The following is a 25,770-nucleotide window of genomic DNA, read 5'->3' as shown; positions in this document are numbered from 1 at the left end:
CAAAAAAGCCGTTGCGAATGCAACGGCTTTTTCTTTGTNACCTCCACGATGTTACTCGCTAGTACCTGAAACTAGTGCGTCTACCAATTCCGCCACCTGGGCTTTCAGATCAGCTTTGAATTATAGAACGTTTTTTGGGTCCGCCAGCGAGTTTGCCAACTTTTTTGAAAATTGTGTGCGGCGAGCACATTCTTTGTGCCGAGGGTCCGATGGCGGCCGCCGGCATGTCCGCAGGCTGCCGTTGGATATCGGGCAGGCTGCAATGGGCGTGTGTGCTGCCTGTACGCGTGTGCCGCACCCCGGGTCTGCCAGGTGTTGCGGCCATGGGGCAGGGCGGGCGCGACAAATAAAAAAGCCGCTGTTGGTACAGCGGCTTCGATATTTTGAAAACCATCACTGGTTCTCGTTAAACNACCTCCACGATGTTACTCGCTAGTACCTGAAACTAGTGCGTCTACCAATTCCGCCACCTGGGCATTTCAGGAAAGACTCAGATTGTATATCAAGAAAACCACCCCCGGCGCGCAGTCCGCGCATTTGTCGGACGAAATTGAAGGAAGCGTGCAGGGGCACCGTGATGGTCATGGTTTCGTCATCCGTGACGATGGCGAAGGCGACATCTATATCCCCCCCAATGAAATGCGCGCTGTTCTGCACAAGGACCGCGTGCGCGTGCGCATCGTGCGCCAGGACCGCCGCGGCCGTCCCGAAGGCCGCGTGGTCGAGATCATCGAGCGCCCGCCCCAGCCCATCATCGGCCGGCTGCTGCAGGAAAGTGGCGTGTGGCTGGTGGCCCCCGAAGACAAGCGCTACGGCCAGGATGTTCTGATCCCCAAGGGCGCCACCGGCGCCGCCAAGCCCGGCCAGGTAGTCGTGGTCGAGCTGACCGAACCGCCGGCCCTGTTCGGCCAGCCCGTGGGCCGCATCACCGAAGTGCTCGGCGAGGTGGACGACCCGGGCATGGAGATCGAGATCGCCGTGCGCAAGTACGGCGTGCCGCACGAGTTCTCGGCCGAGTGCCTGGCCCAGGCCAAGGAGCTGCCCGACAAGGTGCGCCCGCAGGACAAGAAGCGCCGCGTGGACCTGACCGACGTACCCCTGGTCACCATCGATGGCGAGGACGCGCGCGACTTCGACGATGCCGTGTACTGCGAGCCCGCGCGCGTGGGCCGCGGCAAGGGCTGGCGCCTGCTGGTGGCCATTGCCGACGTGAGCAACTATGTGGAGACCGGCAGCGCCATCGACATCGACGCCTACGACCGCGCCACCAGCGTGTACTTCCCGCGCCGCGTGATCCCCATGCTGCCCGAGAAGCTCTCCAACGGCCTGTGCTCGCTCAACCCCGATGTCGAGCGCCTGTGCATGGTCTGCGACATGCTGGTCAACGCCAAGGGCGAGGTGCATGCCTACCAGTTCTACCCGGCGGTGATGCACAGCCATGCGCGCTTCACGTACACCGAGGTGGCAGCCATCCTGGCCAACACGCGCGGGCCCGAGGCCAGCAAGCGCAAGGAGCGCGTGCCCGACCTGCTGAACCTGCATGACGTGTACCGTGCGCTGCTGATTGCGCGCCGCCAGCGCGGCGCGGTGGACTTCGAGACCACCGAGACGCAGATCATCTGCGACGAGAACGGCCGCATCGAGAAGATCGTGCCGCGCACCCGCAACGATGCGCACAAGCTCATCGAGGAGGCCATGCTGGCCGCCAACGTCTGCAGCGCCGACTTCATCGCCCAGGGCGGCCAGCCCGGCCTGTTTCGCGTGCACGAAGGCCCCACGCCCGAGAAGCAGGAGATCCTGCGCAACTACCTCAAGGCCATGGCCGTGGGCATGACCATCGGCGACGATCCCAAGCCTTCGGAGTTCCAGGCCATCGCCGAGGCCACCAAGGACCGGCCCGACGCCCAGCAGATCCACACCATGCTGCTGCGCTCCATGCAGCAGGCCATCTACACGCCCGTCAACAGTGGCCACTTCGGCCTGGCGTTCGAGGCCTACACCCACTTCACCAGCCCCATCCGGCGCTACCCCGATCTGCTGGTGCATCGCGTGATCAAGGCCATCCTGGCCAAGACGCAGTACAAGCTGCCCTCGCTGCCCACGCCGGGCGAAGCCCATGCCAAGCTGGCCAAGCGCCTGGCGTCCCGCGTGGCGGCGCCGGGCACCAAGCCGCGCAAGGACGTCAAGCCGCCGAGCCGCGAAGTCCAGGCCTGGGAGGCCGCAGGCCTGCACTGCAGCGCCAACGAGCGCCGTGCCGATGAGGCCAGCCGCGACGTGGAAGCCTGGCTCAAGTGCAAGTACATGCGCGAGCATCTGGGCGAGGAGTACAGCGGCGTGGTCAGTGCGGCGACGAGCTTCGGCATTTTCGTCACGCTGGACGCCATGTACGTCGAAGGCCTGGTGCACATCACCGAGCTCGGTGGCGAGTACTACAAGTTCGACGAGGCGCGCCAGGAGCTGCGCGGCGAGCGCACCGGCATCCGCTACGCCATCGGCGCGCGGGTGCGGGTGCAGGTCAGCCGCGTGGACCTCGATGGCCGCAAGATCGACTTCCGCCTGGTGCGCGAGGGCGAGGAACTGGTGGGCCGCGCACTCAAGGACAAGGGCGTGTCGCAGGACGGCCCTGGCGGCTCCGGCAAGGGCCCACGCAAGGGCGGGGCCAACGCTGGCCGTGCCGGTGGTGGGCGCTCCAAGGCCAAGGCACCTGAGGCGTCCGCCACCGAGATGGCCTCGCTCACGCGCGAGCGTGCTGCACGCTCGCCCATCCAGGAGCTCAAGGCGTCGGTGAAGAAGGCCGCAGGCGGCAAGGCCGGTGGCAAGGGGCGCAAGCCGCGCCGCGGCTGAGCACCCATTTCGCGGCCCTGGGGGCGCTGCGCCTTCCTGCCTGCCTGTCTGACATGTGGGCGCCCGGAATGCGAATACGTTCGGGCGCCTGGCGCTTCGGCGTTGCCTGTTCAGGCACCGCCAGGTGCCTCGAACGGCAGGCCGGCATACTGCTCTGCCAGTGCCAGCTGGGCCGAGGGGCTGCTGCGCAGGTATTCCAGTTCGTGCTCCTGGGCCCGTTGGTCGAAGGCCGTGCTGTCGGGAAACCGGTGCAGCAGGTTGGTGAGGTACCAGGAGGTGCGCACCGATGCCCAGACGCGGCGCAAGGCCATGTCGCTGTAGCCGTCCAGCAAGAACGGTGAGCCCGTGCCGTAGAAATCGGCCAGCGCCCGCGAGAGGTAGAACACATCCGATACGGCCAGGTTGAGTCCCTTGGCGCCGGTGGGCGGAACGATGTGCGCCGCATCGCCCGCCAGAAACAGCTGGCCGTGCCGCATGGGCTCGGCGACATAGCTGCGCAGGGGCGCGATCGATTTTTCAATCGATGGGCCGGTGACGATGCGGTCCGCGATTTCGCGTGGATAGCGCGCCTTGAGTTCCTGCCAGAAGCGTTCGTCCGGCCAGTCTTCGATGCGCGTGTCCAATGGCACTTGGAGGTAGTAGCGGCTCAATGTGGGGCTGCGCATGGACGCCAGCGCAAAACCGCGTGGATGGTTGGCGTAGACGATGTCGGGGAGCGGGGGTGTCTCCGAGAGGATGCCCAGCCAGCCGAAGGGATAGACCTTTTCGAACTCGCGCAGAACGTTCGCCGGGATGGCCTTGCGCGAGACGCCGTGGAAACCGTCGCAGCCCGCGATGAACTGGCAGTCCAGCCGCTGCTCCTGCCCCGCATGCACGAAGGTGACGTGCGGGTTTGCGCTCTCCACACCATGCAGCGTGACGTCCAGCGCCTCATGGATCACGCGGGCAGAGCGGGCGTCGCAGGCCGCATGCAGATCCTCCTGGATCTGTGTTTGCCCGTAGGCCATGAAGCGCTTGCCCAGGTGCTTGCGTACGTCGATGAAAAAACTTTCCTGGCCCGCCCAGGCCACCTGCATTCCGTCGTGGGGATGGCCCTCGCGGTCCATGCGATCGCCCAAGCCGCAACTGCGCAGCAGGTCGACCGTGCCCTGCTCCAGCACGCCAGCGCGGATGCGCGACTGAACCTGGGCGCGGCTGCGGTGCTCCAGCACCACGCTGTCCACCCCCGCCTGGTGCAGCAGGTGGGACAGCAGCAGCCCTGCGGGGCCGCCGCCAATGATGGCAACTTGTGTTTTCATGATTGGGTTTCCAAAGGGTGTGGGGCGATGTGCATGCGTTGCACCCACGAATCTAGGGGCGATGGGCACCGGGCGTAAGCCAGTCAACGCTTATAGTGATCACGATTACTTATCAATGAGCCCATGACGCTGCAGCAGTTGAAGGCTTTTTTGGCCGTGGTCGAGTGCGGCGGCTTTCGGGCCGCATCGCGCCGGCTCGGCATGTCCCAGGCCGGGTTGACGATGAGCCTGAAGGCGCTGGAGACCGCGCTGGGCGTTCCGTTGCTGCGCAGGTCCGTGCAGGGTGTCGTCCTGACGGAGCAGGGCGAGCGCCTGTTGCCCCGTGCCCGGTTGATCGCGCGCGAGGCGTACCAGGCCGAAGAGGATGCGCTGCATGCGCTCGGTGCCGAGACAGGCAACCTGGCTATCGGCCTGGGCCCCACGCCGGCTGCCGTGCTGCTCCCCCTGGTGGTGCCGGAGTTCCATCGCCGCTTTCCGGCGGTGCAGCTGCGTTTGTTCAGCGGTTTTTATGAGCAGTTGCTGCCGGAGCTGCAGCAGGCGCGCATCCAACTAGCGGTGACCGCCGTGCCCGATGCCGGCGTGGCCACGGGCTTCGAGGTGCGCCGGCTGTTTCGCAGCGCGCTGGTGGTGATTGCGCGGCGCGGCCATCCCCTCGCGGATGCACGAACGCTCAAAGCCCTGCAGGGGCAGGAGTGGGTGCTGCTCGGGCCACCGGGCGGACCTGGGGGAACCGTGCTGCGCTTTCATGCGGAGCAAGGGCTGCCCCTGCCGCGGGTGGCAGCGACCTGCGAGTCGTTCTCGCACCTCGCGCCTTTGCTGGGTGGGACCAACTGGCTGGCCATGGTGCCTGCCGCCATGGTGGACAACCAGTTGCTGGGCGATGGCATGGTGGCCTTCGCCATTGACGAGCATCCTCCCAGCTTCGACAACTGCCTGATCTACCGCTCCGATGCCTTGCTCACGGGCGCGGCCGACACCTTTGCGGGCATGTGCCAGTCGTTCTCGCGGGTGCTGACTGGTGGCGCCAGCGATGCTGTCATCGGGCAGGCCAGGAGTGTGCATCCGTGAGCGCGTGCGAGGCGCCAGCCGGTGCCTGCCGCGTCAGGAACTCCGTGTACCGCCGTGCCGTATCGCCCGGGGCCTCCATCATGGGCAGGTGCCCGATGCCCGGCAGGCGCTCGATGTGCGCGCCTGGCAGCAGGGTGCGCAGCGCCTGGCTGCCCGAGATGTCGAACACCCGGTCCCGCTCGCCCCACAGCACCAGGGTGGGCTGTGCCAGGCCGGTGGTCAGCCGTTGCTCCAGCAAGTAGCGGTCCTTGAGCTGCGCGTCCCACAGCCGTGTGTTGGATGCCGCGTTGCGCAGCGCGTCCTGCTCGCTGGCGTGCAGGATGGGGTAGGGCAGGAAGGGGCGCTTTTCGAACACCAGCGCCATCATGGCCTTGAACGCTGCCGCATCGTGCGCTACCAGCGGGCGCTGCCCGGCGTCGATGAGCCGGTCCATGCGGCTCGGTTGCGGCGAGCGCAGGCCATGCGGTGCGCCGACGAAGGCCACGCTGGCCACGCGGTCCGGGTGTTCCAGCGCCAGCAGCGCGGCAATGGTGCCGCCCATCGAGTTGCCCGCCAGGTGGGCCTTGGCTATGCCCCAGGCATCCATCAGCTCGCGCAGGCGCCTGGTGTGGGCTGCGTAGTCATAGGGCTGGGCCTCGTCGCGCGTGCTTTCGCCAAAGCCTGGCAGGTCGGGGGCGATCACGCGGCGCGTGGCGGTGATCGGGCGCGCAAAGTCTGCCCAGTGGTCCTTCTCTGCAAAAATGCCATGCAGCAGGATGATGGGCAGGCCGTCGGGGCCTTGTGCAGTGCCGGGCTGGGTGGGGCCGCTGTCCAGGTAGTGCACCTGGTGACCCGCGATGCGGACGGTCTTGGCCGAGAGGCCTGAGAGCTGGCGATTGAGGTCCAGCAGCGGCTGCTTGAACAGGGTGGGGGTGCCGTAGTAGAGCGCGGTGGTGACCAGTGCCAGTGCCGCTGCGGTAGAAAAGAGGATGCGCTTCAAGAACAGGTCTCCGTTGTGGGATGGATTGCCGTTGAAGGCTACTGGGAGTGCCGTTTGAAAACTTGCATGTTTGGGCTATGCCTGCGCACAACACCTTGACCCTGGGCCCGGACCGGGCCCTGTATGTCGGCGACCTGCCGCCCACGGGTTGGCATTGCCATGCGGCGCCGGTGTTGCTGGTCGGCCTCTCGGGCCGCTTTGCGCTGCACCTGGGGCCTGGCGTCGTCGAGTCCTGCCACAGCGCGCTGGTCGATGCGGGGGTGGAGCATCTGCTGGACCCCTGCGGCGAGCAGGTGGCGCTGATGTACCTGGAGCCCGATTCGCGCGAGGCACGTGGCCTGCGCCGCCAGTTCGATCGGCGAGGGCCCGTGATCCTGGATGTGGCCATCCCTGTGGGTGCGCGCAGCGCCATGGATGGGTACCTGCGCCACTTCGACCTGCATGCCCTGTTGCGGCTGCCGTGGGCACCGGCGGCACCGCTCGATGCGCGCGTGCTGCGCAGCCTGCAGGCCCTGCGCACCCCGGGGGATCAGCGGCTTTTGCGCGACGGACTGGCGGCGGGCGTGCAGCTGTCGGCCTCGCGCTTCAACCACCTGTTCCGCGCCGAGATGGGTGTCAGCCTGCGCAGCTACCGGGTCTGGTCGCAGGTGCGCCTGGCCATGGCGGGGCTCGCGACCAGCCCGCGCCTGACGGACGCGGCCCTGCATGGCGCGTTTTCCGACTCGGCGCATTTCAGCCGCATGTTCCGCCAGACCTTCGGCATGACGCCGTCGAGCGTGCTCAAGCCCCTGAAGGAGGTGGTGCTGGTGACGTAGTGGTGGTCATCGGCCGATCCGCCGTGCCAGTGCGCTGGCCGTCAGGGCCAGGCCCTCGGGCCAGTGGTCCGCAGCCAGGCCATGGGCGTAGACGGCCTCGCTCGCGGCGCGCAGCGCACTGGCGCCGGCAGCCAGGCGGGCGCCCACCATGCCGGCCAGCACGTCGCCGGTGCCAGCGGTGGCCAGCAGGCCATTGCCCGTGGGGTTGATGGCGGGCACGCGGTCGGCCGCGCTGATCACCGTGCCCGAACCCTTGAGCACGGCCACGCAGTTGAACTGTGCGGCCAGTTGCTGGGCGGCATTCAGCCGGTCGGCCTGTACTTCGGCGGTGGTCAGGCCGAGCAGGCGCGCGGCCTCCAGGGGGTGCGGCGTGAGCACGGTGGGCTGGCCGTGCTGGCCGCGCGCCACCACCAGGGCGTGCAGTGCGGCATCGAGGGCGATGGCGTTCAGGGCGTCGGCGTCCAGCACCAGGCGTGCTGCGCGCGTGATCACCTCGCGCAGCACGCTGGCGACGGCCTCGCCGCCGCCGCAGCCGCACACCACGGTGAGTGCCGCGAGGTCCAGCGCGCCGAAGCGGCGCAGCATCAACTCCGGCTGGCCCGTGTCCACCTCCAGATGGCCGGCGTCCAGCGGGGCTACCAGCACGCGGCCCGCGCCCTGGTGCAGTGCGGCCGAGGCTGCCAGCAGGGCGGCACCGGCCATGCCCATGCCGCGCTGGGCCAGGCCTTCACCACCGATCACGGCCACGTCGCCATGGCTTCCCTTATGGCTGGCGTGCTGGCGTGGCTCGGGCAGTGGCGGGCCGCAGAGCCAGGCATTGGGTGGCTCGTGCCCGGGTGCCACACCCAGGTCGTCGAGCCAGACGCTGCCGGCCGCATCGCGTCCTGCAGCGGTGAACAGCCCGGGCTTGAGTGTGAGCAGGCTCAGCGTATGCCGAGGTGAGGCGGCATGGTGCGGGAGTGCTTCGGGTGCCAGGCCTGCGCCGAACTGACCGGTGTCCGCGCCCAGGCCCGAGGGCAGGTCCACCGACAGTACCGGGGCGGGGCTGGCCTGCAGCTGCCGCAGGCAGGCACTCAGGCGTTCGTTGGGCGGGCGCACTGCGCTGCCGTGGGTGGCTGCGGTGATGCCGATGCCGAGCAGGGCGTCGATGCACAGGTCTGCCTCGGTCAAGGTGTCGGGGGCAGTGTCGGCCCATTCCACCTCTGCGGCCAGGGCGCGCTCCCACGACTGGCGCGCATCGGGCGGGGCGGTCTCGGGCGTGCCCAGCCAGGTCACCACCACGCGGCGACCGCTGCGCCGCAGGTGCATGGCGGCCTCCAGTCCGTCGCCACCATTGTTGCCCGCACCGCAGGCAATCCACACCGTGCGCGCGTGGGGTGCCAGGGCCTGGGCCAGCTGCGCGACGGCCTGGCCGGCGCGCTGCATCAGCGTGTGGGGCGGCAGGCTGTCGGCGGCCGCGCGCTCGATGCGGCGCGTGGCGGCAGTGTGGTGCAGGGCGTGGGGCTGGTGGGGGGTGATGCGGTGCATGGCAGGCGGGCAATGTGGCCGCTGCATTGTGCGCCGACCTGTTCCCCGCAGGCTCAAAACCGCCGCAAGCCCAGTCCGTCGAGGTTGATCTCGGGGCTGCGCTGGGCCACCAGGTCGGCGATGGCGCGCGCGCTGCCGCTGGCCAGGGCAAAGCCTCCCGTGCCGTGGCCGGTGTTGAGCCACAGGCCGGGGATGCCGCTGGCGCCGATCACGGGAGCGCCATCGGGCAGCAGGGTGCGTGCGCCGCGCCAGGTCTGCACGCCGCCCGAGAGCTGTGCGCCGCCGGGAAACCAGTCGTTGAGCGTGCGGTACAGGCGCGCGACGGTGGGGGCGTGGTGCTCTGCGTCGGCGCTGCCCAGCTCTGCCCCGCCGGCCACGCGCACGCGCAGCCCCAGGCGGGTGATGCTGATCTGCTGCTGCACGTCGACCACGCTGGCCTGCGGGGCGTGGGTGTCTTCGCGCAGCGGCGCGCTGACGGAGTAGCCGTACACGGCCGTCATCGGTAGCGGCAGGCTGAGGACTGGCAGCAGGGCGGCCGAGGCCATGCCGGCGCACAGCACCACGGCGTCGAAACGGCGCGGCGTGGCTTCGCCCTGCACCGCTACGCCCACGGGGTTGGTCGCCAGGCGTTCCACGCGCGTGCCAAAGGCAAACTGCACGCCCCCTGCCTGTGTGCCCTGGCGCAGCAGTTGCGCGAACAGCCGGCAGTTGCCTGCAGCAGCGCCGGGCAGCGAGATGGCACCGGCCAGCGGTGTTTCGGGCGACAGACCGGGTTCTAGCTTCTGCGCAGCGGCGGCATCGATCTCCTGCACGGCCACGCCCGCGTCGCGCAGGCACTGCAATGCAGCTTGCAGGTGGGCGCGGTCCTGTTCGGTGCGCAGCAGCAGCAAGCGGCCGGGGCTGGCTTCGAAGTCGAGCTCGTGTTCGGTGGCGATCTCCAGCGTGCGTGCCAGGCTGTACTGGGCCAGGCGCTCGAGTGCGGTGGCCGGGCCAGGGCCGCGCTTTGCCAGGCGCTTCCAGTGCCACAGCCAGGACACGTCGGCGCGGCCGAAGCCCTGGGCCAGGCGCACGGTGGATTGCGCGCCCATGAGCCGCGCGGCCGGGGCCATGCCCGGCAGCGACCAGGGCGTCGTCAGCAGGGGGGCCAGCAGGCCGGCGGTGGCAAAGCTGGCATCTTCGGCGGCGGCGTTGCGCTGCTCGAACACGGTGACCTCATGGCCGTCGCGGGACAGTTCGTATGCGGTGGTGACGCCGATGATGCCGGCGCCCACGATGGCAATCTTCATGAATGGGGAGTATGGGTTGCGTTTGCTGCTTTGCAGCAAACGGCAATTGTTATTTTTCTTGCAGTGCTGTTTCAATGCGCAGGCCGGCGTTGAGCACGCCGTCGTCGCGCAGCGCCCCATGCCAGACCATCAGGCCGACCGGGAGTTCCCCCCGAACGTGGCAGGGCAGCGACAGTGCGCAGCCGTCCAGCAGGTTCACCAGGCTGGTGTTGCGCAGGAGCAGGGTGTTCACGCGGAAGAATTCTTCATCGCGTTCTGCGCCCGGCGCCACGCTGGCGATGGTGGGGGCAGTGATGGGCACCGTGGGCGAGAGCAGGGCGTCGTAGCCGTCGATGGTGGCGTGAATGCGCCGCTGCCAGTGGTGGCGGGCGTCGATGAGGGCCAGGTACTCCCAGGCCGTGAGCGTGGCGCCCTTTTCGATGCGGGCGCGCACCCGCAGGTCGTACAGGCCCCCCTTGGCGGCCAGCAACTCGCGGTGCCAGGCATAGGCCTCGGGCGGCGAGAAACCGTACGCGGGCTGCTGGGCCGACTCGGGCAGGGCGATGGTGTCGATGCGTGCTCCAGCGCGGCGCAGGGTGGCGAGGGTGCGCTCGAAGGCCTGGGCCACCGTGGCGTCCAGGCCGTCCAGGAACAGGGTGGTGGGCACGGCCAGGCGGTAGCCGGCCAATGGGGCGGGGCTGCGCGTGACGCGCGTGGCCGACAGCAGTTCGTGCACCACGATGGCATCGCCCACGCTGCGCGTCATGGCGCAGGCCGTGTCCAGCGTGGTGGACAGCGGCACGGCGCCCGAGGTGGGCACCAGGCGCTGCGTGTTCTTGAAACCCACGATGCCGTTGAGCGCGGCCGGGATGCGGATGGATCCGCCCGTATCCGAGCCCAGGCCCACGAAGGCTGCGCCGGTGGCCACCGAGACGGCCGCGCCGGAGGAGGATCCGCCGGGCACCCGCGCCTCGCCGGGCAGCGCGCCAAAGCGCGCATCCCAGGCGGTCGGGGTGCCGAAGTGGGGGTTCACCCCCACGCCGGAAAAGGCGAATTCGACCATGTTCGTGCGGCCGATGAGGCTGGCGCCCGCGGCGCGCAGGCGTGCCACGGCCGGGCTGTCCTGCTGCGCCGGGGGGCTGTCGGCGAGTGCCGTGGAGCCGGCTGCCGTGGGCTGGCCCGCGATGTCGAACAGGTCCTTGACCGAAACCGCCAGCCCGGCCAGGGGCCTTTGCGCCATGCCCGGCTGCACCACGGCGGTGCGTGCGGTGTCGAAATGGGTTTGCAGGAAGCTGTGGGTATTGGCCGGCGCCTCTGCTGCCGCGATGCAACTTTCGAGTTCGGCGGCCGGGGTGCTGGTGCCGGCCCGCAGGGCCGAGCGGGTGGCAAGAAGGTCGGGGAGCATGGGTGTGCTAGAATCCTTGGGTTTTGCTGGGAGCAGTAGCGCTTTGTGCGTGGGGCTTGTAGCAAAACCAATCGCAAACCAGCCCTGTCAAGGTGTTGCAGCGGTCGTGGGAAACACGGCGTTGCAAATATTGGGGCTGATTTTAGACCTAACCTTTGGAGTATTCTTATGTCCGTTACCATGCGCGAAATGCTGGAAGCCGGTGTCCACTTCGGTCACCAAACCCGCTTCTGGAACCCCAAGATGGCCCCCTACATCTTCGGCCATCGCAACAAGATCCACATCATCAACCTGGAAAAGTCGCTGCCACTGTTCCAGGAGGCACAGAAGTTCGCCAAGCAACTGGCTGCCAACCGCGGCACGATCCTGATGGTCGGCACGAAGCGCCAGGCCCGCGAAATCCTGTCCACCGAAGCCCTGCGCGCCGGTGTTCCTTTCGTTGACCAGCGTTGGCTGGGCGGCATGCTGACGAACTTCAAGACCGTGAAGACCTCGATCAAGCGCCTCAAGGACATGAAAGCCCAGCTGGAAACCGGCCTGGACAGCCTGAGCAAGAAGGAACAGCTCACGTTCACCCGTGAGATCGAGAAGCTCGAAAAGGACATCGGCGGCATCCAGGACATGGCTGCACTGCCAGACGCCATCTTCATCATCGACGTGGGCTTCCACAAGATCGCCGTGGCCGAAGCCAAGAAGCTCGGTATCCCGCTGATCGGCGTGGTTGACACCAACCACTCGCCCGAAGGCATCGACTACGTGATCCCCGGCAACGACGACTCGGCCAAGGCCGTGATGCTGTACGCCCGCGGTATCGCCGACGCGATCATCGAAGGCCGTGCCAATGCCGTGAACGAAGTCGTGAAGGCCGCTACGTCCGAGAGCAGCGACGAATTCGTGGAAGTGCAAGAAGCCGCCGCCTGATAGCCCGGCTGCGCGATCCGTCGCGAACAAAAGCGGGGCTCCTGGTTAGCCCCCTTTTTTTTAGCCCGAATCTGAATCGATTGAACCGAACACCGAAGGAATAAAGATGGCTGCAATTACCGCAAGCATGGTCGCCGAACTGCGTGGCAAGACCGATGCACCGATGATGGAATGCAAGAAGGCGCTGACCGAAGCCGAAGGCGACATGGCCAAGGCCGAAGAGCTGCTGCGCGTCAAGTTGGGCACCAAGGCTGGCAAGGCCGCTTCGCGCATCACCGCCGAAGGCGTGGTCGCCAGCTTCATCGACGGCACCACCGGTGGCCTGATCGAAGTGAACAGCGAAACCGACTTCGTGAGCAAGAACGACAGCTTCATGGCACTGGCCAAGGCCGCTGCCGAACTGGTGGCCAAGCACAACCCTGCCGACGTGGCAGCCCTGGGTGCACTGCCCTACGAGCAAGACAGCTTCGGCCCCACGCTGGAAGACGTGCGCAAGGGCCTGATCGGCAAGATCGGCGAGAACATGTCGTTCCGCCGCTTCAAGCATTTCGGCGGTACGAGCAAGCTGGCTTCGTACCTGCACGGCTCGCGCATCGGCGTGGTCGTCGAGTTCGAGGGCGACGAAGTGGCTGCCAAGGACGTGGCCATGCACATCGCCGCCATGAAGCCTGTGGCCCTGACCAGCGCCGACGTGCCTGCCGACCTGATCGAGAAAGAGCGCTCGGTGGCTGCTGCCAAGGCCGCTGAAGACAAGGCCAAGGCCGAAGCCGAAGGCAAGCCCGTGCAGTCCGATGAAATCGTGACGAAGCGCATCGAAGGCGGCGTGCAGAAGTTCCTCAAGGAAGTCTCGCTGTTCAACCAGGTCTTCGTGAAGGCTGCGGACGGCAAGCAGACCGTCGAGCAGATGCTCAAGGCCACCAACACCACCGTCAAGGGCTTCACCCTGTATGTGGTGGGCGAAGGCATCGAGAAGAAGGTTGACGACTTCGCCGCCGAAGTGGCCGCCCAGGTGGCTGCCGCCAAGGCCGCTGCCTGATCGCTCCCTGCAACAACCCCACCCAAGCCCTGCACCATCTACCGGAGAAGTTTCCCATGTCCAACGCTGCACCAGCCCACAAGCGCATCCTGCTCAAGCTGTCTGGTGAGGCGCTGATGGGGGATGACGCCTTCGGCATCAACCGTGCCACCATCGTGCGCATGGTGGAGGAGATCGCCGAGGTCACCCGCCTGGGTGTGCAGGTGGCGGTGGTGATCGGTGGGGGCAATATCTTCCGTGGCGTCGCGGGCGGCTCGGTCGGCATGGACCGGGCCACCGCCGACTACATGGGCATGCTGGCCACCGTGATGAACGCACTGGCCCTGGCCGATGCCATGGACAAGCAGGGCCTGATCGCCCGCGTGATGTCCGCCATCGCCATCGAGCAGGTGGTCGAGCCCTACGTGCGCCCCAAGGCGCTGCAGTACCTTGAAGAGGGCAAGGTGGTGGTTTTCGCGGCCGGCACGGGCAACCCCTTCTTCACCACCGACACGGCTGCGGCCCTGCGCGGTGCCGAGATCGGCGCCGAGTTGGTGCTCAAGGCCACCAAGGTGGACGGCGTTTATACTGCCGACCCCCAGAAGGATCCCACGGCCACGCGCTACACGAAGCTCAGCTTCGACGAGGCCATGTCCCGCAACCTGGGCATCATGGATGCGACTGCTTTTGCCCTGTGCCGCGACCAGAAGCTGCCGGTGCGGGTGTTCTCGATCATCAAGCACGGCGCGCTCAAGCGCGTGGTGATGGGCGAGGACGAGGGTACGCTGGTTTACGCCTGATGACGATGCACGGGTGGGCTGCGCGCCTGCCCGTCTCTGGTCTGCCCCGAGGAGAAAAACATGACGATTGCCGACATCAAGAAAAACGCTGAAACCAAGATGGACCAGTCCATCTCGGCCTTCAAGAACAACCTGCAAAAGATCCGCACGGGTCGCGCCAACCCCTCGCTGCTCGACTCCGTGCAGGTCGAGTACTACGGCTCCTTCGTGCCCCTCTCCCAGGTGGCCAACGTGGCGCTTATCGACTCGCGCACCATCAGCGTGCAGCCCTGGGAAAAGGGCATGGGCGCCAAGATCGAAAAGGCCATCCGCGAAAGCGACCTGGGCCTGAACCCTGCATCCATGGGCGACCTGATCCGTGTGCCCATGCCGCCCATGAGCGAAGAGCGCCGCAAGGAAATGACCAAGCTGGCCCGCACCGAAGGTGAGAGCGCCAAGATCGCCGTGCGCAACCTGCGCCGCGACGCCAACGAGGCGGTCAAGAAGCTGGTCAAGGACAAGCTGGCTTCAGAAGACGACCAGAAGCGCGCCGAAGCCGACGTGCAGAAGTTCACCGACCGCCACATCCTGGAGATCGATGCGCTGGTGGCGGCCAAGGAACAGGAAATCATGGCGGTTTGAGCCAGAGGCTCGAACATTCGCATGCCAGTATCTCCGGTGGTGCCACACCACATCGCCATCGTCATGGATGGCAACGGCCGCTGGGCCACGCGCCGCTTCCTGCCGCGCCTGGCTGGCCACAAGCAAGGGGTTGATTCATTGCGCCGCTGCGCACGCGCCTGCGTGCAGCGCGGCGTGGGTGTGCTCACCGTCTTCGCCTTCTCGTCCGAAAACTGGAACCGGCCGGCCGATGAGGTCTCCGGCCTCATGGAGCTGCTGGCCATGGCGCTGGCGCGCGAGGTGCCCCAGCTCATGAACGACGGCGTGCGCCTGTACTTCGTGGGCGAGCGCACGGGCCTGTCGCCAAAGGTGCAGGGTGGCCTGGCCCAGGCCGAGGCCGACACGGCCCACAACACGCGCCTGGTGCTCAACGTCTGCTTCAACTATGGCGGGCGCTGGGACATTGCCCAGGCCGCTGCGGCACTGGCTGCCAGGGGTGAGCCGATCACCGAAGCCAGCCTGAATGCGGCCATGGGCATGTCCCACGTGCCCGACCCGGACCTCGTCGTGCGCACCGGTGGAGAGATGCGCATCAGCAACTTCCTGCTGTGGCAGATCGCGTATTCGGAGCTGGTCTTCAGTGACCGTCTGTGGCCGGATTTCGACGAATCCGCACTGGACGAAGCCATTGCGGCTTACAGTGCGCGGGAGCGCCGTTTCGGCAAAACCTCAGAACAGATCACCCTGTCCGCGCATCCCGATCCGATGCCGGGCTGAAAAGGCCCCATGCTCCAACAGCGCGTCATCACTGCCCTTGTCCTGCTGGCCATCCTGTTGCCAGCCTTGTTCTACGGCTCGCCCCTGCCCTTTACCGTGGTGGTGCTGGTGCTCATGGCCGCCGGCGCCTGGGAGTGGGGTCGGCTGTGCGGCTTTGGCCAGGCGGGCTCGCTCGCCGTGGGCGCCGCCTGCGTGGCGTTGTGCCTGGGCTCGTGGGCGCTGGGCTGGCTCACCCAGCCGCTGACGGTGCTGTGGATCGTGGGTGGGGCCCTGTGGGTGCTGGGCACCGCCTGGCTGCTGCGCGCGGGTGTGCCCGGCTGGCCGCGCATACCCGCGGCTGTGCGCCTGGTGGCCGGCGTGCTGGCCCTGTGGCTGGCCTGGCTGGCGGTGGTGCAGGCGCGCCATCTGGGCATCAACTTCCTGCTGTCGGTGCTGGTCCTCGTGTGGGTGGCCGACATCTTTGCCTATTTTGCGGGCCGTGCCTTCGGCCTGCGCTTCACCAAGGGCAAGCTGGCCCCCGCCATCAGCCCCGGCAAGAGCTGGGAAGGCGTGTGGGGCGGCCTGGCGGGCGTGCTGGTGCTTTCGTTCGCCTGGGTGGCGGCCGATGCCCACTGGCAGGCCGAGGTGCTCAGTTTCTACAGCCGCATGGCCCGCCAGGGCTGGTGGCTGCTGGTGGTGGCGGCGCTGTTCATGACGGCGATGAGCGTCTCCGGCGACCTGGTGGAATCGCTCATCAAGCGCAGCGCCGGCGTCAAGGACAGCAGCGGCCTGCTGCCCGGCCACGGCGGCGTGCTCGACCGCGTGGATGCCCTGCTGCCCACCCTTCCCCTGGCCATGATGCTCACGAGCCTGACGACCCCTTTATGAAACAACGGCTTACCGTTCTTGGCTCCACCGGCTCCATCGGGACCAGTACCCTGGACGTGGTGGCGCGCCACCCTGAACGCTTCGAGATCTTTGCACTGAGCGCGGCCACGCAGGTCGACCTGATGCTGGCGCAATGCGCGCAGTTCACCCCCCGCTTTGCGGTCATGGCCAGCGCTCCCCATGCCCGTGCGCTGGAGGACAAGCTGCGCCAGAATGGCCTGGCCACCCGTGTGCTGTACGAGGCCGACGCGCTCGAAACCATTGCCTCGCACCCCGATGTGGATGCGGTCATGGCCGCCATTGTGGGCGCGGCCGGCCTGGCGCCCTGCCTGGCCGCTGCGCGCGCGGGCAAGCGCCTGCTGCTGGCCAACAAGGAGGCCCTGGTGGTGGGCGGCGGTCTGTTCATGCAGACGGTCAAGGAGGGCGGGGCCACCCTGCTGCCCATCGACAGCGAGCACTCGGCCATCTTCCAGTGCCTGCCCGAAGACCCTGCCACCTGGCCGGACCGGGTGGACAGCATTTTGCTGACCGCGTCCGGCGGGCCCTTCCGCCAGCGCGACCCGGCCACGCTTTCGCAGATCACGCCCGACCAGGCCTGCGCCCACCCCAATTTCTCGATGGGGCGCAAAATCTCGGTCGATTCGGCCACCATGATGAACAAGGCGCTCGAAGTGATCGAGGCACGCTGGCTGTTCGACCTGGCGCCCGACCAGATCAAGGTGGTGATCCATCCGCAGCAGATCATCCATTCCATGGTGCAGTTCAACGATTCCTCCATCCTGGCCCAGCTGGGCACGCCCGACATGCGCGTGCCGATCGCCGTGGGCCTGGCCTGGCCCGAGCGCATTGCCAGCGGTGCCAGCCGGCTCGACTTCTCGGCCCTGAGCGCGCTGGCCTTCGAGGATGCCGATGCCATCCGCTTCCCCGGTCTGCACCTGTCCTGGCAGGCGCTCAAGGCCGCCGAGGGCACGACGGCCGTGCTCAATGCCGCCAACGAGGTGGCGGTGGGGCGGTTTCTGTCGGGCAGATTGCGTTTCGACCATATCCATGCCGTCAATCTTGCAACTTTGGACGCGGTTTCCCCCTCCAAGCCGGATTCGCTGGCAGCGCTGCTCGATCTGGACGCCCAGTCGCGCAGGGCGGCAGAGCAGGCCGCCGGCCTGCTGGCCGCCTGACCGACCCCATCCGATGGCCGCCGCTGCTGTCCCTGTTGACCCACGGAGCCTTCCATGTTGCTGACCCTTGTTGCCTTTGTCGTTGCCCTGGGGCTGCTGATTGCCGTGCACGAGTACGGCCACTACCGTGTGGCCGTGGCCTGCGGCGTCAAGGTGCTGCGCTTTTCGGTGGGCTTTGGCAAGCCGCTGTTCACCTGGCGGCCCAAGGGCTCGCCGACGGAGTTCGTGCTCGGCGCCTTCCCTTTGGGTGGCTATGTGCGCATGCTGGACGAGCGCGAGGCGCCCGTGCCCGCCGAAGAGCGGCATCTGGCCTTCAACACCCAGCCCCTGCGCGCGCGCGCAGCCATTGTGGCGGCCGGGCCGATTGCCAACCTGCTGCTGGCGGTGCTGCTGTACTCCATCGTCAACTGGAACGGCGTGGAGGAGCCCAAGGCCGTGCTGGCCAGCCCCGTGGCCGGCTCGGTGGCACAGGCGGCCGGCCTGCGTGGCGGCGAACTGGTGCAGCGCGCCGCCCTGGGGTCGGACGAGCTGGAGCCCGTGCGCTCGTTCGAAGACCTGCGCTGGCTGCTGACCCGTGGCGCGCTGGAGGGCGAATCCGTGCGCCTGGACGTGCAGCCGCAGAACGGTGCGCACCGCGAGCTGGTGCTGGACATGTCGAAAATCGACTCCCGCGAGGCCGATGCCCAGCTGTTCCGCAAGATCGGCATCCTGGGGCCCTGGACCCGGCCGGTGCTGGGTGAGGTGGTGGCCAAGGGCGCGGCAGAGCGCTCGGGCCTGCAGCAGGGCGACGTGGTGCTCAGGATCGGTGCCGCCGAGGTGGTCGATGGCCAGCAGCTGCGCGAGCTGATCCGCCAGTCCATGCGCGGCACGGAGCCGCTGTCGCAGCCCTGGCTGATCAACCGTGCGGGCAATTCGCTCACGCTGGACGTGCTGCCCGATGCCCAGCCCGAGCTCGGTGCCACGGTGGGCCGCATCGGCGCCTACGTTGGTGCGCCCCCCGAATTTGTAACCGTTGAATACGGCGTGCTCGAGGGTTTCTGGACCGGTGTGGTGAAGACCTGGGACGTTTCGCTGCTCACCCTGAAGATGATGGGCCGCATGGTGATCGGCGAGGCTTCCCTCAAGAACCTCAGCGGGCCGCTGACCATTGCGGACTATGCCGGCCGCTCGGCCAGCCTGGGCCTCACGCAGTATCTGGTGTTCCTGGCGCTGATCAGCGTGAGCCTGGGTGTGCTGAACCTGCTGCCGCTGCCTGTTTTGGACGGTGGGCACCTGATGTATTATCTTTGGGAGGGCGTGACGGGCAAGCAAGTGTCGGACGCATGGCTGGAGCGGCTGCAGCGCGGCGGTGTCGCAGTGCTGCTCCTCATGATGTCCATTGCCCTGTTCAACGATATCACCCGGCTTTTTGGCTAACCATTTTTCCGCCCTTGCCTTGCAAGAGCGGCTCCAGCTTCATTCATGAAAAATCCAATCAATCGCCTGGGCGTGCGTACCGCATCGGCCATTGCAGCCATGGTCTTTGTCGCCAACGCGGCGTGGGCACTGGAGCCCTTCAAGGTGCAGGACATCCGCGTGGAGGGCCTGCAGCGCGTGGAGCCCGGCACCATCTTCGCCTCCATGCCCCTGCGTGTGGGCGATGACTACAACGACGAGAAGGGCGCTGCGGCCATCCGCGCGCTGTTCGGCCTGGGCCTGTTCAAGGACGTGCGCCTGGAAGCCTCGGGCAACGTGCTGGTGGTGGTGGTCGAAGAGCGCCCCACCATTGCCGACGTGGATTTCGCGGGCACCCGCGAGTTCGACAAGGATGCGCTCAAGAAGAGCATGCGCGAAGTGGGCCTGACCGAAGGCCGCCCCTACGACAAGGCGCTGACCGACCGCGCCGAGCAGGAGCTCAAGCGCCAGTACATCAACAAGAGCCTGTATGGCGCCGAAGTCGTGACCACGGTGACGCCCATCGAGCGCAACCGCGTGAACCTCACGTTCTCGGTGGTCGAGGGCGAGCCCGCGCGCATCAACGAAGTGCGCCTGGTGGGCAACAAGGCCTTCAGCGAATCCACGCTCAAGGGCCTGTTCGACCAGGACACGGGTGGCTGGCTCAGCTGGTACACCAAGTCCGACCGCTACTCGCGCGCCAAGCTCAATGCCGACCTGGAAACCCTGCGCACCTACTACCTGCAGCGCGGCTACCTGGAGTTCCGTGTGGAGTCCACGCAGGTCGCCATCTCGCCGGACAAGCAGGGCATCTCGATCACCGTGAACGTGTTCGAAGGCGAGCGCTACGTGGTCTCGGGCGTCAAGCTCGAAGGCAACTACCTGGAGCGCGAGGACGAGTTCAAGTCGCTGATCACCATCCGTGCAGGCGAGCCCTACAACGCTGACCAGGTGACCGAAACCACCAAGGCCTTCTCCGAGTACTTCGGTCGCTTCGGCTTTGCCTTTGCGCGCGTGGAGGCCGTGCCCGAGATCGACCGCGAGAACAACCGCGTGGCCCTGGTGCTGCAGGTGGAGCCTTCGCGCCGCGCCTATGTGCGCCGCATCAACGTGAGCGGCAACAACCGCACCCGTGACGAAGTGATCCGCCGCGAGTTCCGCCAGTACGAAGCCTCCTGGTACGACGGCGAACGCATCCGCCTGTCGCGCGACCGCGTGGACCGCCTGGGCTTCTTCACCGAAGTCAACGTCGAGACGCAGGAAGTGCCCGGCTCGCCCGACCAGGTGGACCTGGTGATCAACGTGGCCGAAAAGCCCACGGGTTCGCTGCAGATGGGCGTGGGCTTCTCCAGTGCCGAGAAGGTGGCCCTGTCCTTCGGCATCAAGCAGGAGAACTTCTTCGGCTCGGGCAACTACCTGGGCGTGGACGTCAATACCAGCAAATACCGCCGCACCTTGGTGTTCAGCACCACCAACCCGTACTTCACCGATGAAGGCATCTCGCGCACGGTGGACCTGTACTACCGCACCGACAAGCCGTACGAGGACCAGGGCGGCAACTACCAGCTGGTGACCACCGGTGGATCTATGCGCTTTGGCGTGCCCTTCAGCGAGACGGACACGGTGTTCTTCGGTGGTGGCCTGGAGCAGACCACCATCAAGCCCGGCACCAACATCCCGGCCACCTACTTGGCCTATGCCGACAATTTCGGCTACAAGAGCACCTCGATTCCGCTGACCATCGGCTGGTCGCGCGATGACCGCGACAGCGCGCTGGCCCCCAACTCGGGCCGCTACCAGCGCGTGAACTCCGAGTGGTCGGTGGCGGGCGATGCACGCTACGTGCGCGCCAACTACCAGTACCAGCAGTACGTGCCGCTCAACAAGCGCTTCACGCTGGCCTTCAACGGCGAGTTGGGCATCGGCAAGGGCATGAACGGCCGGCCGTTCCCGGTGTTCAAGAACTTCTACTCGGGTGGCCTGGGTTCGGTGCGTGGTTTCGACCAGGGCACCCTGGGCCCGCGCGACGTGACGGGCTCCTCCCTGGGTGGCCCGAAGAAGGTCACCCTCAATGCCGAGCTGATCGCACCCTTCCCGGGTGCGGGCAACGACCGTACGCTGCGCGTCTTCACCTTCATGGATGTAGGCAATGTGTATGGCGAGCATGAAAAAGTAACCGCCAGCGACATGCGAGCCTCCGTGGGGCTGGGCCTGGGCTGGATTTCCCCGCTGGGCCCGCTGCGCCTGGCCTTTGCACAACCGGTACGCAAGTTTGCTGGCGATAGAATCCAGAAACTGCAATTCCAGATTGGAACGTCTTTCTAATGAAATCCCTTTCCCGCCATTTCGCCTTGGCCCTGCTGTTCGGCACGTTTGCCATGGGCGCGCCCGTACAGGCGCAAGAATCGTTCAAGGCTGGCCTGGTCAACATCGACCGCATCTTCCGCGAAGCCAACACCTCCAAGGCGTCCCAGGCCAAGCTCGAGCAGGAATTTGCTCGCCGCGAAAAAGAGCTGGTGGACATGGGCAACTCCCTGAAGACCGCCTCCGAGAAGTTCGAACGCGAAGCCCCGACCCTGGCCGAAAGCCAGCGCAATACCCGCCAGCGCCAGCTGGTGGACCAGGACCGCGACTTCCAGCGCAAGCGCCGGGAGTTCCAGGAAGACCTGAGCGCCCGCCGCAACGAAGAACTCGCCGCCGTCGTGGACCGTGCCAACAAGGTCGTCAAGCAGGTGGCCGAGGCCGAGAAGTACGACGTGATCCTGCAGGAAGCCGCGTACATCAACCCCAAGCACGACATCACCGACAAGGTGATCAAGGCGCTCAATGCCGCGCCTGCCGCCAAGTAAGCACCGGCAGCGCAACCCGGCAGGTGGCGCGTGAGCTTGCTTCTCAGGCACATCGTCGATGCGCTGGGTGGCTCGCTGGAGGGAGGAACGGGTGACACCCCCATCTCCCGCATCGCGCCCCTGGAGGTTGCGGGGCCGGGCGATCTCAGTTTCCTGAGCAACCCCCGCTACCAGCAGCAACTGGCCGCCTCCCGGGCGGCCTGTGTCATTGTGGCGCCTGCCATGCGCGATTCCGCCGTGGCACGCGGCGCCTGCATCGTGGCGGACAACCCCTATGTCTACTTCGCCCGCGCCACGCAGCTGTGGCGCCAGCACACGGCACCGGCAGGGCAGGGCGGTGTGCATGCCAGCGCCGTGGTCGATGCGTCGGCGCAGGTGCATCCCAGCGCCACCATCGGCCCGCTGTGCGTGGTCGAGCGGGGTGCGTACATCGGCGCAGGCACCGTACTCAAGTCCCGCGTCACGGTCGGTGAAGGCTGTCGCATCGGCGAGCGCTGCATCGTCCACGCGGGTGTGGTGATCGGTGCCGACGGCTTCGGCTTTGCTCCCGAGAAGGGGCAGTGGGTCAAGATCGAGCAACTGGGCGCGGTGCGCATCGGTGACGATGTGGAGATCGGGGCCAACACCTGCATTGATCGCGGGGCGCTGGACGACACCGTCATCGAGGACGGCGTCAAGCTCGACAACCTGATCCAGATCGGCCACAACGTGCGCATCGGCAAGCACTCGGCCATGGCCGGCTGCGTCGGCGTGGCCGGCAGCGCGACCATCGGCGCGCACTGCACCGTGGGTGGGGGTGCCATTGTCCTGGGCCACCTCACGCTGGCGGACAATGTGCACATATCAGCGGCCACCGTGGTCACCCGCTCGCTGACGCAACCGGGCCAGTACACCGGCATGTTCCCCATCGACGACAATGCGCGGTGGGAAAAAAACGCTGCAACACTGAAACAACTGCACAGCTTGCGCGATCGCATCAAGGCGCTCGAGCAGGCTCTCAAGGCAGCATGAACGGAAGAACAACTCGATGATGGATATTCACGCGATTCTCAAGCAACTGCCGCACCGCTACCCGTTCCTGCTGGTGGACAAGGTGCTGGAGCTGGAGAGCAACACCCGCATCAAGGCGATCAAGAACGTCACCTTCAACGAGCCATACTTCATGGGGCACTTCCCGGGGCGTCCCGTGATGCCCGGCGTGCTGATCCTCGAAGCCCTGGCCCAGGCCGCCGGGCTGCTGGCGTTCGACGCCATGGGCAAGGTGCCCGACGAGAACAACATCTACTACTTCGTGGGCATCGATGGCGCGCGCTTCAAGCGCCCCGTGGAGCCTGGCGACCAGCTCATCCTGTCGATCACCATCGACCGCGTGCGCGGCGGCATCTGGAAGTTCAAGGGCGTGGCCAGCGTGGGTGAAGAAGTGGCCTGCGAGGCCGAACTCATGTGCACCATGCGCAGCGTCAACTGACCTCTTTCCGCCGGTTGTCGAACGTGAGCAATATCCATCCCACCGCCGTTGTCGCCGACGGCGCCCGCCTGGCCCCGTCGGTGCAGGTGGGCCCTTATGCCGTGGTTGGCCCGAACGTGGTGATCGGTGCCGGCACCACGGTGGGCGCGCACTGCGTCATCGAGGGCCACACCACCATCGGGCAGGACAACCGCATCTTCCAGTTCGCCTCGCTGGGCGCGGCCCCGCAGGACAAGAAGTACGCTGGCGAAGCCACGCGCCTGGTGATCGGCAGCCGCAACACCATCCGCGAGTTCTGCACGCTGAACACCGGCACGGTGCAGGACCGCGGCGAGACCACGGTGGGCGACGACAACTGGATCATGGCCTATGTGCATGTGGCGCACGACTGTGCCATTGGCCACCAGACCACCCTGGCCAACAACACCACGCTGGCCGGCCACGTGGAGGTGGGCGACTGGGCCACCGTGGGCGGCCTCACGGGCGTGCTGCAGCGCATGCGCATCGGCGCGCACACCATGGTCGGTTTCTCCAGCCACGTCAGCAAGGATGTGCCACCCTACATGGTGGTGGACGGCAACCCCCTGGCCGTGCGCGGCGTGAACCTGGTGGGCTTGCGCCGGCGCGATTTTTCGGCCCAGCGCATTGCCGCCATCCGCGAGATGCACAAGCTGCTGTACCGCCAGGGGCTGACCCTGGACGAAGCACGCAAGCAGATTCTTGCCCTGCCTGGTGACATGCCCGAGGCGGCCGGTGACGTGGCGCTGATGGATGCTTTCCTCGACAGCGCTGCCCACGGCATCGCGCGCTGATCCCCCACCAAGAGACTGCTGAATGAAGGACAAGGCGCCCCGCGTGGCGATGGTCGCAGGCGAGGCCTCGGGCGACCTGCTGGCCGGCCTGCTGCTCGACGGTGTGCAGGCCCGCTGGCCTGCCGCCACGGCGCACGGCATCGGCGGGCCGCAGATGGCCAAACGCGGCTTTGCGGCCTGGTGGCCCAGCGACAAGCTGGCCGTGCACGGCTACAGCATGGAGGTGCTGCGCCGCCTGCGCGAGCTGCTGGGCATCCGCAAAGCGCTGCGCACCCGCCTGCTGGCCGACCGGCCCGACATCTTCATCGGCGTGGATGCGCCCGACTTCAACCTGGCGCTGGAGGCGGACCTGCGGGCTGCCGGCATTCCCACCGTGCACTTCGTGTGCCCCTCCATCTGGGCCTGGCGCGCCGACCGGATCGAGAAGATCCGCAGAAGTGCGGGCCATGTGCTGTGCATCTTCCCGTTCGAGCCGGAGTTGCTTGCCAAGAACGGCATTGCCGCCACCTACGTCGGCCACCCCCTGGCCAGCGTGATCCCCGAGGTGCCCGACCGCCGTGCTGCGCGCGCTCGCCTGGGCCTCTCGGATGCCGACGAGGTGCTGGCCATCCTGCCCGGCAGCCGCTCTGCCGAGGTGCAGTACATCGCGCCCGCGTTCTTCGCGGCGGCCGCCTTGCTGCGCAAGGCGCGTCCGAACCTGCGCATGGTGGTACCTGCCGTGCCCGCGCTGCAACCGCGCATCGAAGAGGCTGCGCGTGCACACGGTGTGGCCGATGTGCTGCAGATCGTCACCGGCCAGTCGCACACCGTGCTGGCCGCCTGCGATGTGACGCTGATCGCCAGCGGCACGGCCACGCTGGAGGCAGCGCTGTTCAAGCGCCCCATGGTCATTGGCTACCACATGCACCCCTTGAGCTGGTGGCTCATGAAGCGCAAGCAGCTGCAGCCCTGGGTGGGGCTGCCGAACATCCTGTGCGGCGAATTCGTGGTGCCCGAGCTGATCCAGGGCGCGGCCACGCCGCAGGCGCTGTGCGACGCCACCTTGCAATGGTTTGACGCAAAAGTGCAGCATCCCGCTACCATCACCGCTTTGGAACAGCGTTTTTCCGCGCTGCACGCGAGCCTGCGGCGCGACACTTCCCAACTGGCTGCCGATGCGATCGAGAAAATCCTTGCCACCACCGCTGCTGTTTGAACAGGTGAGCCTGGACTGGCATCCGCCCGGCCTGGTGGCCGGCGTGGACGAAGCCGGCCGTGGCCCGCTGGCCGGGCCTGTGGTGGCAGCCGCCGTGATCCTCGACGACCTGCGCCCCATCGCCGGGCTGGACGATTCCAAGAAGCTCACCGCGCTGCGCCGCGAGGCCCTGTTCGACGAGATCCGTGCCAAGGCGCTGTGCTTTGCCATCGCCGAGGCCAGCGTGGAAGAGATAGACCAGCTGAACATCCTGCAGGCCACGCTGCTGGCCATGCGCCGAGCCGTGATGGGCCTGCGCCTCAAGCCCGTGCGCGTGCTGGTGGACGGCAACCAGTTGCCCCGGCTCGATGTGCCGTCCGAGGCCATCGTCAAGGGCGATTCGCTGGTGAAGTCCATCTCGGCCGCCTCCATCCTTGCCAAGGTCCACCGCGACCGCTGGTGCAACGAGGTGCACGAGCATTTTCCGCACTACGGCTTCTCGGCCCACAAGGGCTACGGCACCGTGGTGCACATGGAAGCCCTGCGTGCCCATGGCGCCTGCATCCACCACCGGCGCTCGTTTGCCCCGGTGGCCCAGGTGCTGGTGCAGTCCTCCTCATCATCCCTCTCCGTTTCCCAGGGCATCGGCGCGTGACGCGCTGCGGCACTGCCGTTCC

General features: G+C 67.0%; 23 protein-coding genes. 18 read left to right on the top strand and 5 right to left on the bottom strand.

The window, feature by feature from the left end; all coding sequences use genetic code 11:
- Positions 1 to 495 precede the first annotated feature (495 nt).
- On the top strand, positions 496 to 2,844 hold the full coding sequence (rnr, locus tag ASE28_RS29735) for a ribonuclease R (RefSeq protein WP_057205586.1): 2,349 nt from the start codon (positions 496 to 498) through the stop codon (positions 2,842 to 2,844).
- 110 nt (positions 2,845 to 2,954) lie between these two features.
- Here rnr and pobA read toward each other — a convergent pair whose 3' ends face one another.
- Complete coding sequence (gene pobA, locus ASE28_RS29730) at positions 2,955 to 4,142, bottom strand: 4-hydroxybenzoate 3-monooxygenase (protein WP_057269624.1); 1,188 nt, start codon at positions 4,140 to 4,142, stop codon at positions 2,955 to 2,957.
- A gap of 123 nt (positions 4,143 to 4,265) precedes the next feature.
- Here pobA and ASE28_RS29725 point away from each other — a divergent pair, with 123 nt between their 5' ends.
- A complete protein-coding gene (locus ASE28_RS29725; protein ID WP_057205590.1) occupies positions 4,266 to 5,210 on the top strand; it encodes a LysR substrate-binding domain-containing protein in 945 nt (314 codons plus the stop codon).
- Here ASE28_RS29725 and ASE28_RS29720 read toward each other — a convergent pair.
- Complete coding sequence (locus ASE28_RS29720) at positions 5,179 to 6,189, bottom strand: alpha/beta fold hydrolase (protein WP_057269623.1); 1,011 nt, start codon at positions 6,187 to 6,189, stop codon at positions 5,179 to 5,181. The two genes, ASE28_RS29725 and ASE28_RS29720, sit on opposite strands and share 32 nt — an antisense overlap.
- Before the next feature lie 77 nt (positions 6,190 to 6,266).
- On the opposite strand from ASE28_RS29720, the gene ASE28_RS29715 reads away from it, so the two are divergent.
- Positions 6,267 to 7,004: an AraC family transcriptional regulator gene (locus ASE28_RS29715; RefSeq protein ID WP_057269622.1), complete on the top strand. Its 738-nt coding sequence runs from the start codon at positions 6,267 to 6,269 to the stop codon at positions 7,002 to 7,004.
- 6 nt (positions 7,005 to 7,010) lie between these two features.
- On the opposite strand, the gene ASE28_RS29710 is transcribed toward ASE28_RS29715, so the two are convergent.
- The 3 genes from ASE28_RS29710 to ASE28_RS29700 are packed head-to-tail and all read right to left on the bottom strand — an operon-like array spanning position 7,011 to position 11,201.
- On the bottom strand, positions 7,011 to 8,531 hold the full coding sequence (locus tag ASE28_RS29710; protein ID WP_057269621.1) for a bifunctional ADP-dependent NAD(P)H-hydrate dehydratase/NAD(P)H-hydrate epimerase: 1,521 nt from the start codon (positions 8,529 to 8,531) through the stop codon (positions 7,011 to 7,013).
- A gap of 53 nt (positions 8,532 to 8,584) precedes the next feature.
- The gene (locus tag ASE28_RS29705) at positions 8,585 to 9,817 is read right to left on the bottom strand and encodes an FAD-dependent oxidoreductase (protein WP_057269620.1); all 1,233 of its coding nucleotides are present in this window, start codon (positions 9,815 to 9,817) and stop codon (positions 8,585 to 8,587) included.
- A gap of 49 nt (positions 9,818 to 9,866) precedes the next feature.
- Complete coding sequence (locus ASE28_RS29700; RefSeq protein WP_057269619.1) at positions 9,867 to 11,201, bottom strand: amidase; 1,335 nt, start codon at positions 11,199 to 11,201, stop codon at positions 9,867 to 9,869.
- Positions 11,202 to 11,369: 168 nt separating this feature from the next.
- On the opposite strand from ASE28_RS29700, the gene rpsB reads away from it, so the two are divergent.
- The 15 genes from rpsB (at position 11,370) to rnhB (ending at position 25,748) form a co-directional block, all read left to right on the top strand.
- Entirely contained in the window at positions 11,370 to 12,122 is a 753-nt protein-coding gene (rpsB, locus tag ASE28_RS29695) for a 30S ribosomal protein S2 (protein WP_057205602.1), read from the top strand.
- Between the two features lie 106 nt (positions 12,123 to 12,228).
- Positions 12,229 to 13,158, top strand: a complete 930-nt coding sequence (tsf, locus tag ASE28_RS29690; protein ID WP_057205604.1) for a translation elongation factor Ts — start codon at positions 12,229 to 12,231, stop codon at positions 13,156 to 13,158.
- A gap of 56 nt (positions 13,159 to 13,214) precedes the next feature.
- Complete coding sequence (gene pyrH, locus ASE28_RS29685) at positions 13,215 to 13,937, top strand: UMP kinase (RefSeq protein WP_007852283.1); 723 nt, start codon at positions 13,215 to 13,217, stop codon at positions 13,935 to 13,937.
- Between the two features lie 60 nt (positions 13,938 to 13,997).
- Positions 13,998 to 14,558 (top strand): ribosome recycling factor, encoded by a 561-nt coding sequence (gene frr, locus ASE28_RS29680; protein ID WP_057205606.1) that lies wholly within the window; start codon positions 13,998 to 14,000, stop codon positions 14,556 to 14,558.
- A 21-nt stretch (positions 14,559 to 14,579) separates the two neighbouring features.
- Positions 14,580 to 15,314 carry a polyprenyl diphosphate synthase gene (gene uppS, locus ASE28_RS29675; RefSeq protein ID WP_057269618.1) on the top strand — a complete coding sequence of 245 codons (735 nt, stop codon included), beginning with the start codon at positions 14,580 to 14,582 and terminating at the stop codon, positions 15,312 to 15,314.
- A gap of 9 nt (positions 15,315 to 15,323) precedes the next feature.
- Complete coding sequence (locus tag ASE28_RS29670; protein WP_057269617.1) at positions 15,324 to 16,181, top strand: phosphatidate cytidylyltransferase; 858 nt, start codon at positions 15,324 to 15,326, stop codon at positions 16,179 to 16,181.
- Complete coding sequence (ispC, locus tag ASE28_RS29665) at positions 16,178 to 17,356, top strand: 1-deoxy-D-xylulose-5-phosphate reductoisomerase (RefSeq protein WP_057205611.1); 1,179 nt, start codon at positions 16,178 to 16,180, stop codon at positions 17,354 to 17,356. The genes ASE28_RS29670 and ispC overlap by 4 nt, the downstream gene beginning before the upstream one ends.
- A 54-nt stretch (positions 17,357 to 17,410) precedes the next feature.
- Positions 17,411 to 18,772, top strand: a complete 1,362-nt coding sequence (rseP, locus tag ASE28_RS29660) for an RIP metalloprotease RseP (RefSeq protein WP_057269616.1) — start codon at positions 17,411 to 17,413, stop codon at positions 18,770 to 18,772.
- Positions 18,773 to 18,817: 45 nt separating this feature from the next.
- Complete coding sequence (gene bamA, locus ASE28_RS29655) at positions 18,818 to 21,115, top strand: outer membrane protein assembly factor BamA (protein WP_057269615.1); 2,298 nt, start codon at positions 18,818 to 18,820, stop codon at positions 21,113 to 21,115.
- Entirely contained in the window at positions 21,115 to 21,639 is a 525-nt protein-coding gene (locus ASE28_RS29650; protein WP_057205617.1) for an OmpH family outer membrane protein, read from the top strand. The genes bamA and ASE28_RS29650 overlap by 1 nt, the downstream gene beginning before the upstream one ends.
- Before the next feature lie 30 nt (positions 21,640 to 21,669).
- Positions 21,670 to 22,650, top strand: coding sequence for a UDP-3-O-(3-hydroxymyristoyl)glucosamine N-acyltransferase (gene lpxD / locus ASE28_RS29645; protein WP_057269614.1), 981 nt, complete (start codon positions 21,670 to 21,672; stop codon positions 22,648 to 22,650).
- 16 nt (positions 22,651 to 22,666) lie between these two features.
- Positions 22,667 to 23,107, top strand: coding sequence for a 3-hydroxyacyl-ACP dehydratase FabZ (fabZ, locus tag ASE28_RS29640; RefSeq protein ID WP_057205621.1), 441 nt, complete (start codon positions 22,667 to 22,669; stop codon positions 23,105 to 23,107).
- 14 nt (positions 23,108 to 23,121) lie between these two features.
- Entirely contained in the window at positions 23,122 to 23,919 is a 798-nt protein-coding gene (gene lpxA / locus ASE28_RS29635) for an acyl-ACP--UDP-N-acetylglucosamine O-acyltransferase (protein WP_057205623.1), read from the top strand.
- Positions 23,920 to 23,941: 22 nt separating this feature from the next.
- Entirely contained in the window at positions 23,942 to 25,114 is a 1,173-nt protein-coding gene (gene lpxB, locus ASE28_RS29630) for a lipid-A-disaccharide synthase (RefSeq protein WP_057269613.1), read from the top strand.
- Complete coding sequence (gene rnhB / locus ASE28_RS29625; protein WP_057269612.1) at positions 25,074 to 25,748, top strand: ribonuclease HII; 675 nt, start codon at positions 25,074 to 25,076, stop codon at positions 25,746 to 25,748. The genes lpxB and rnhB overlap by 41 nt, the downstream gene beginning before the upstream one ends.
- Positions 25,749 to 25,770: the final 22 nt, after the last annotated feature.

This window comes from Acidovorax sp. Root219, assembly GCF_001428665.1.
In the GTDB taxonomy this organism is placed as follows: Bacteria; Pseudomonadota; Gammaproteobacteria; order Burkholderiales; family Burkholderiaceae_C; genus Acidovorax.
The sequence above is the reverse complement of the archived record's forward strand: the minus strand, read 5'-3'. Positions and strand labels throughout refer to the sequence as shown.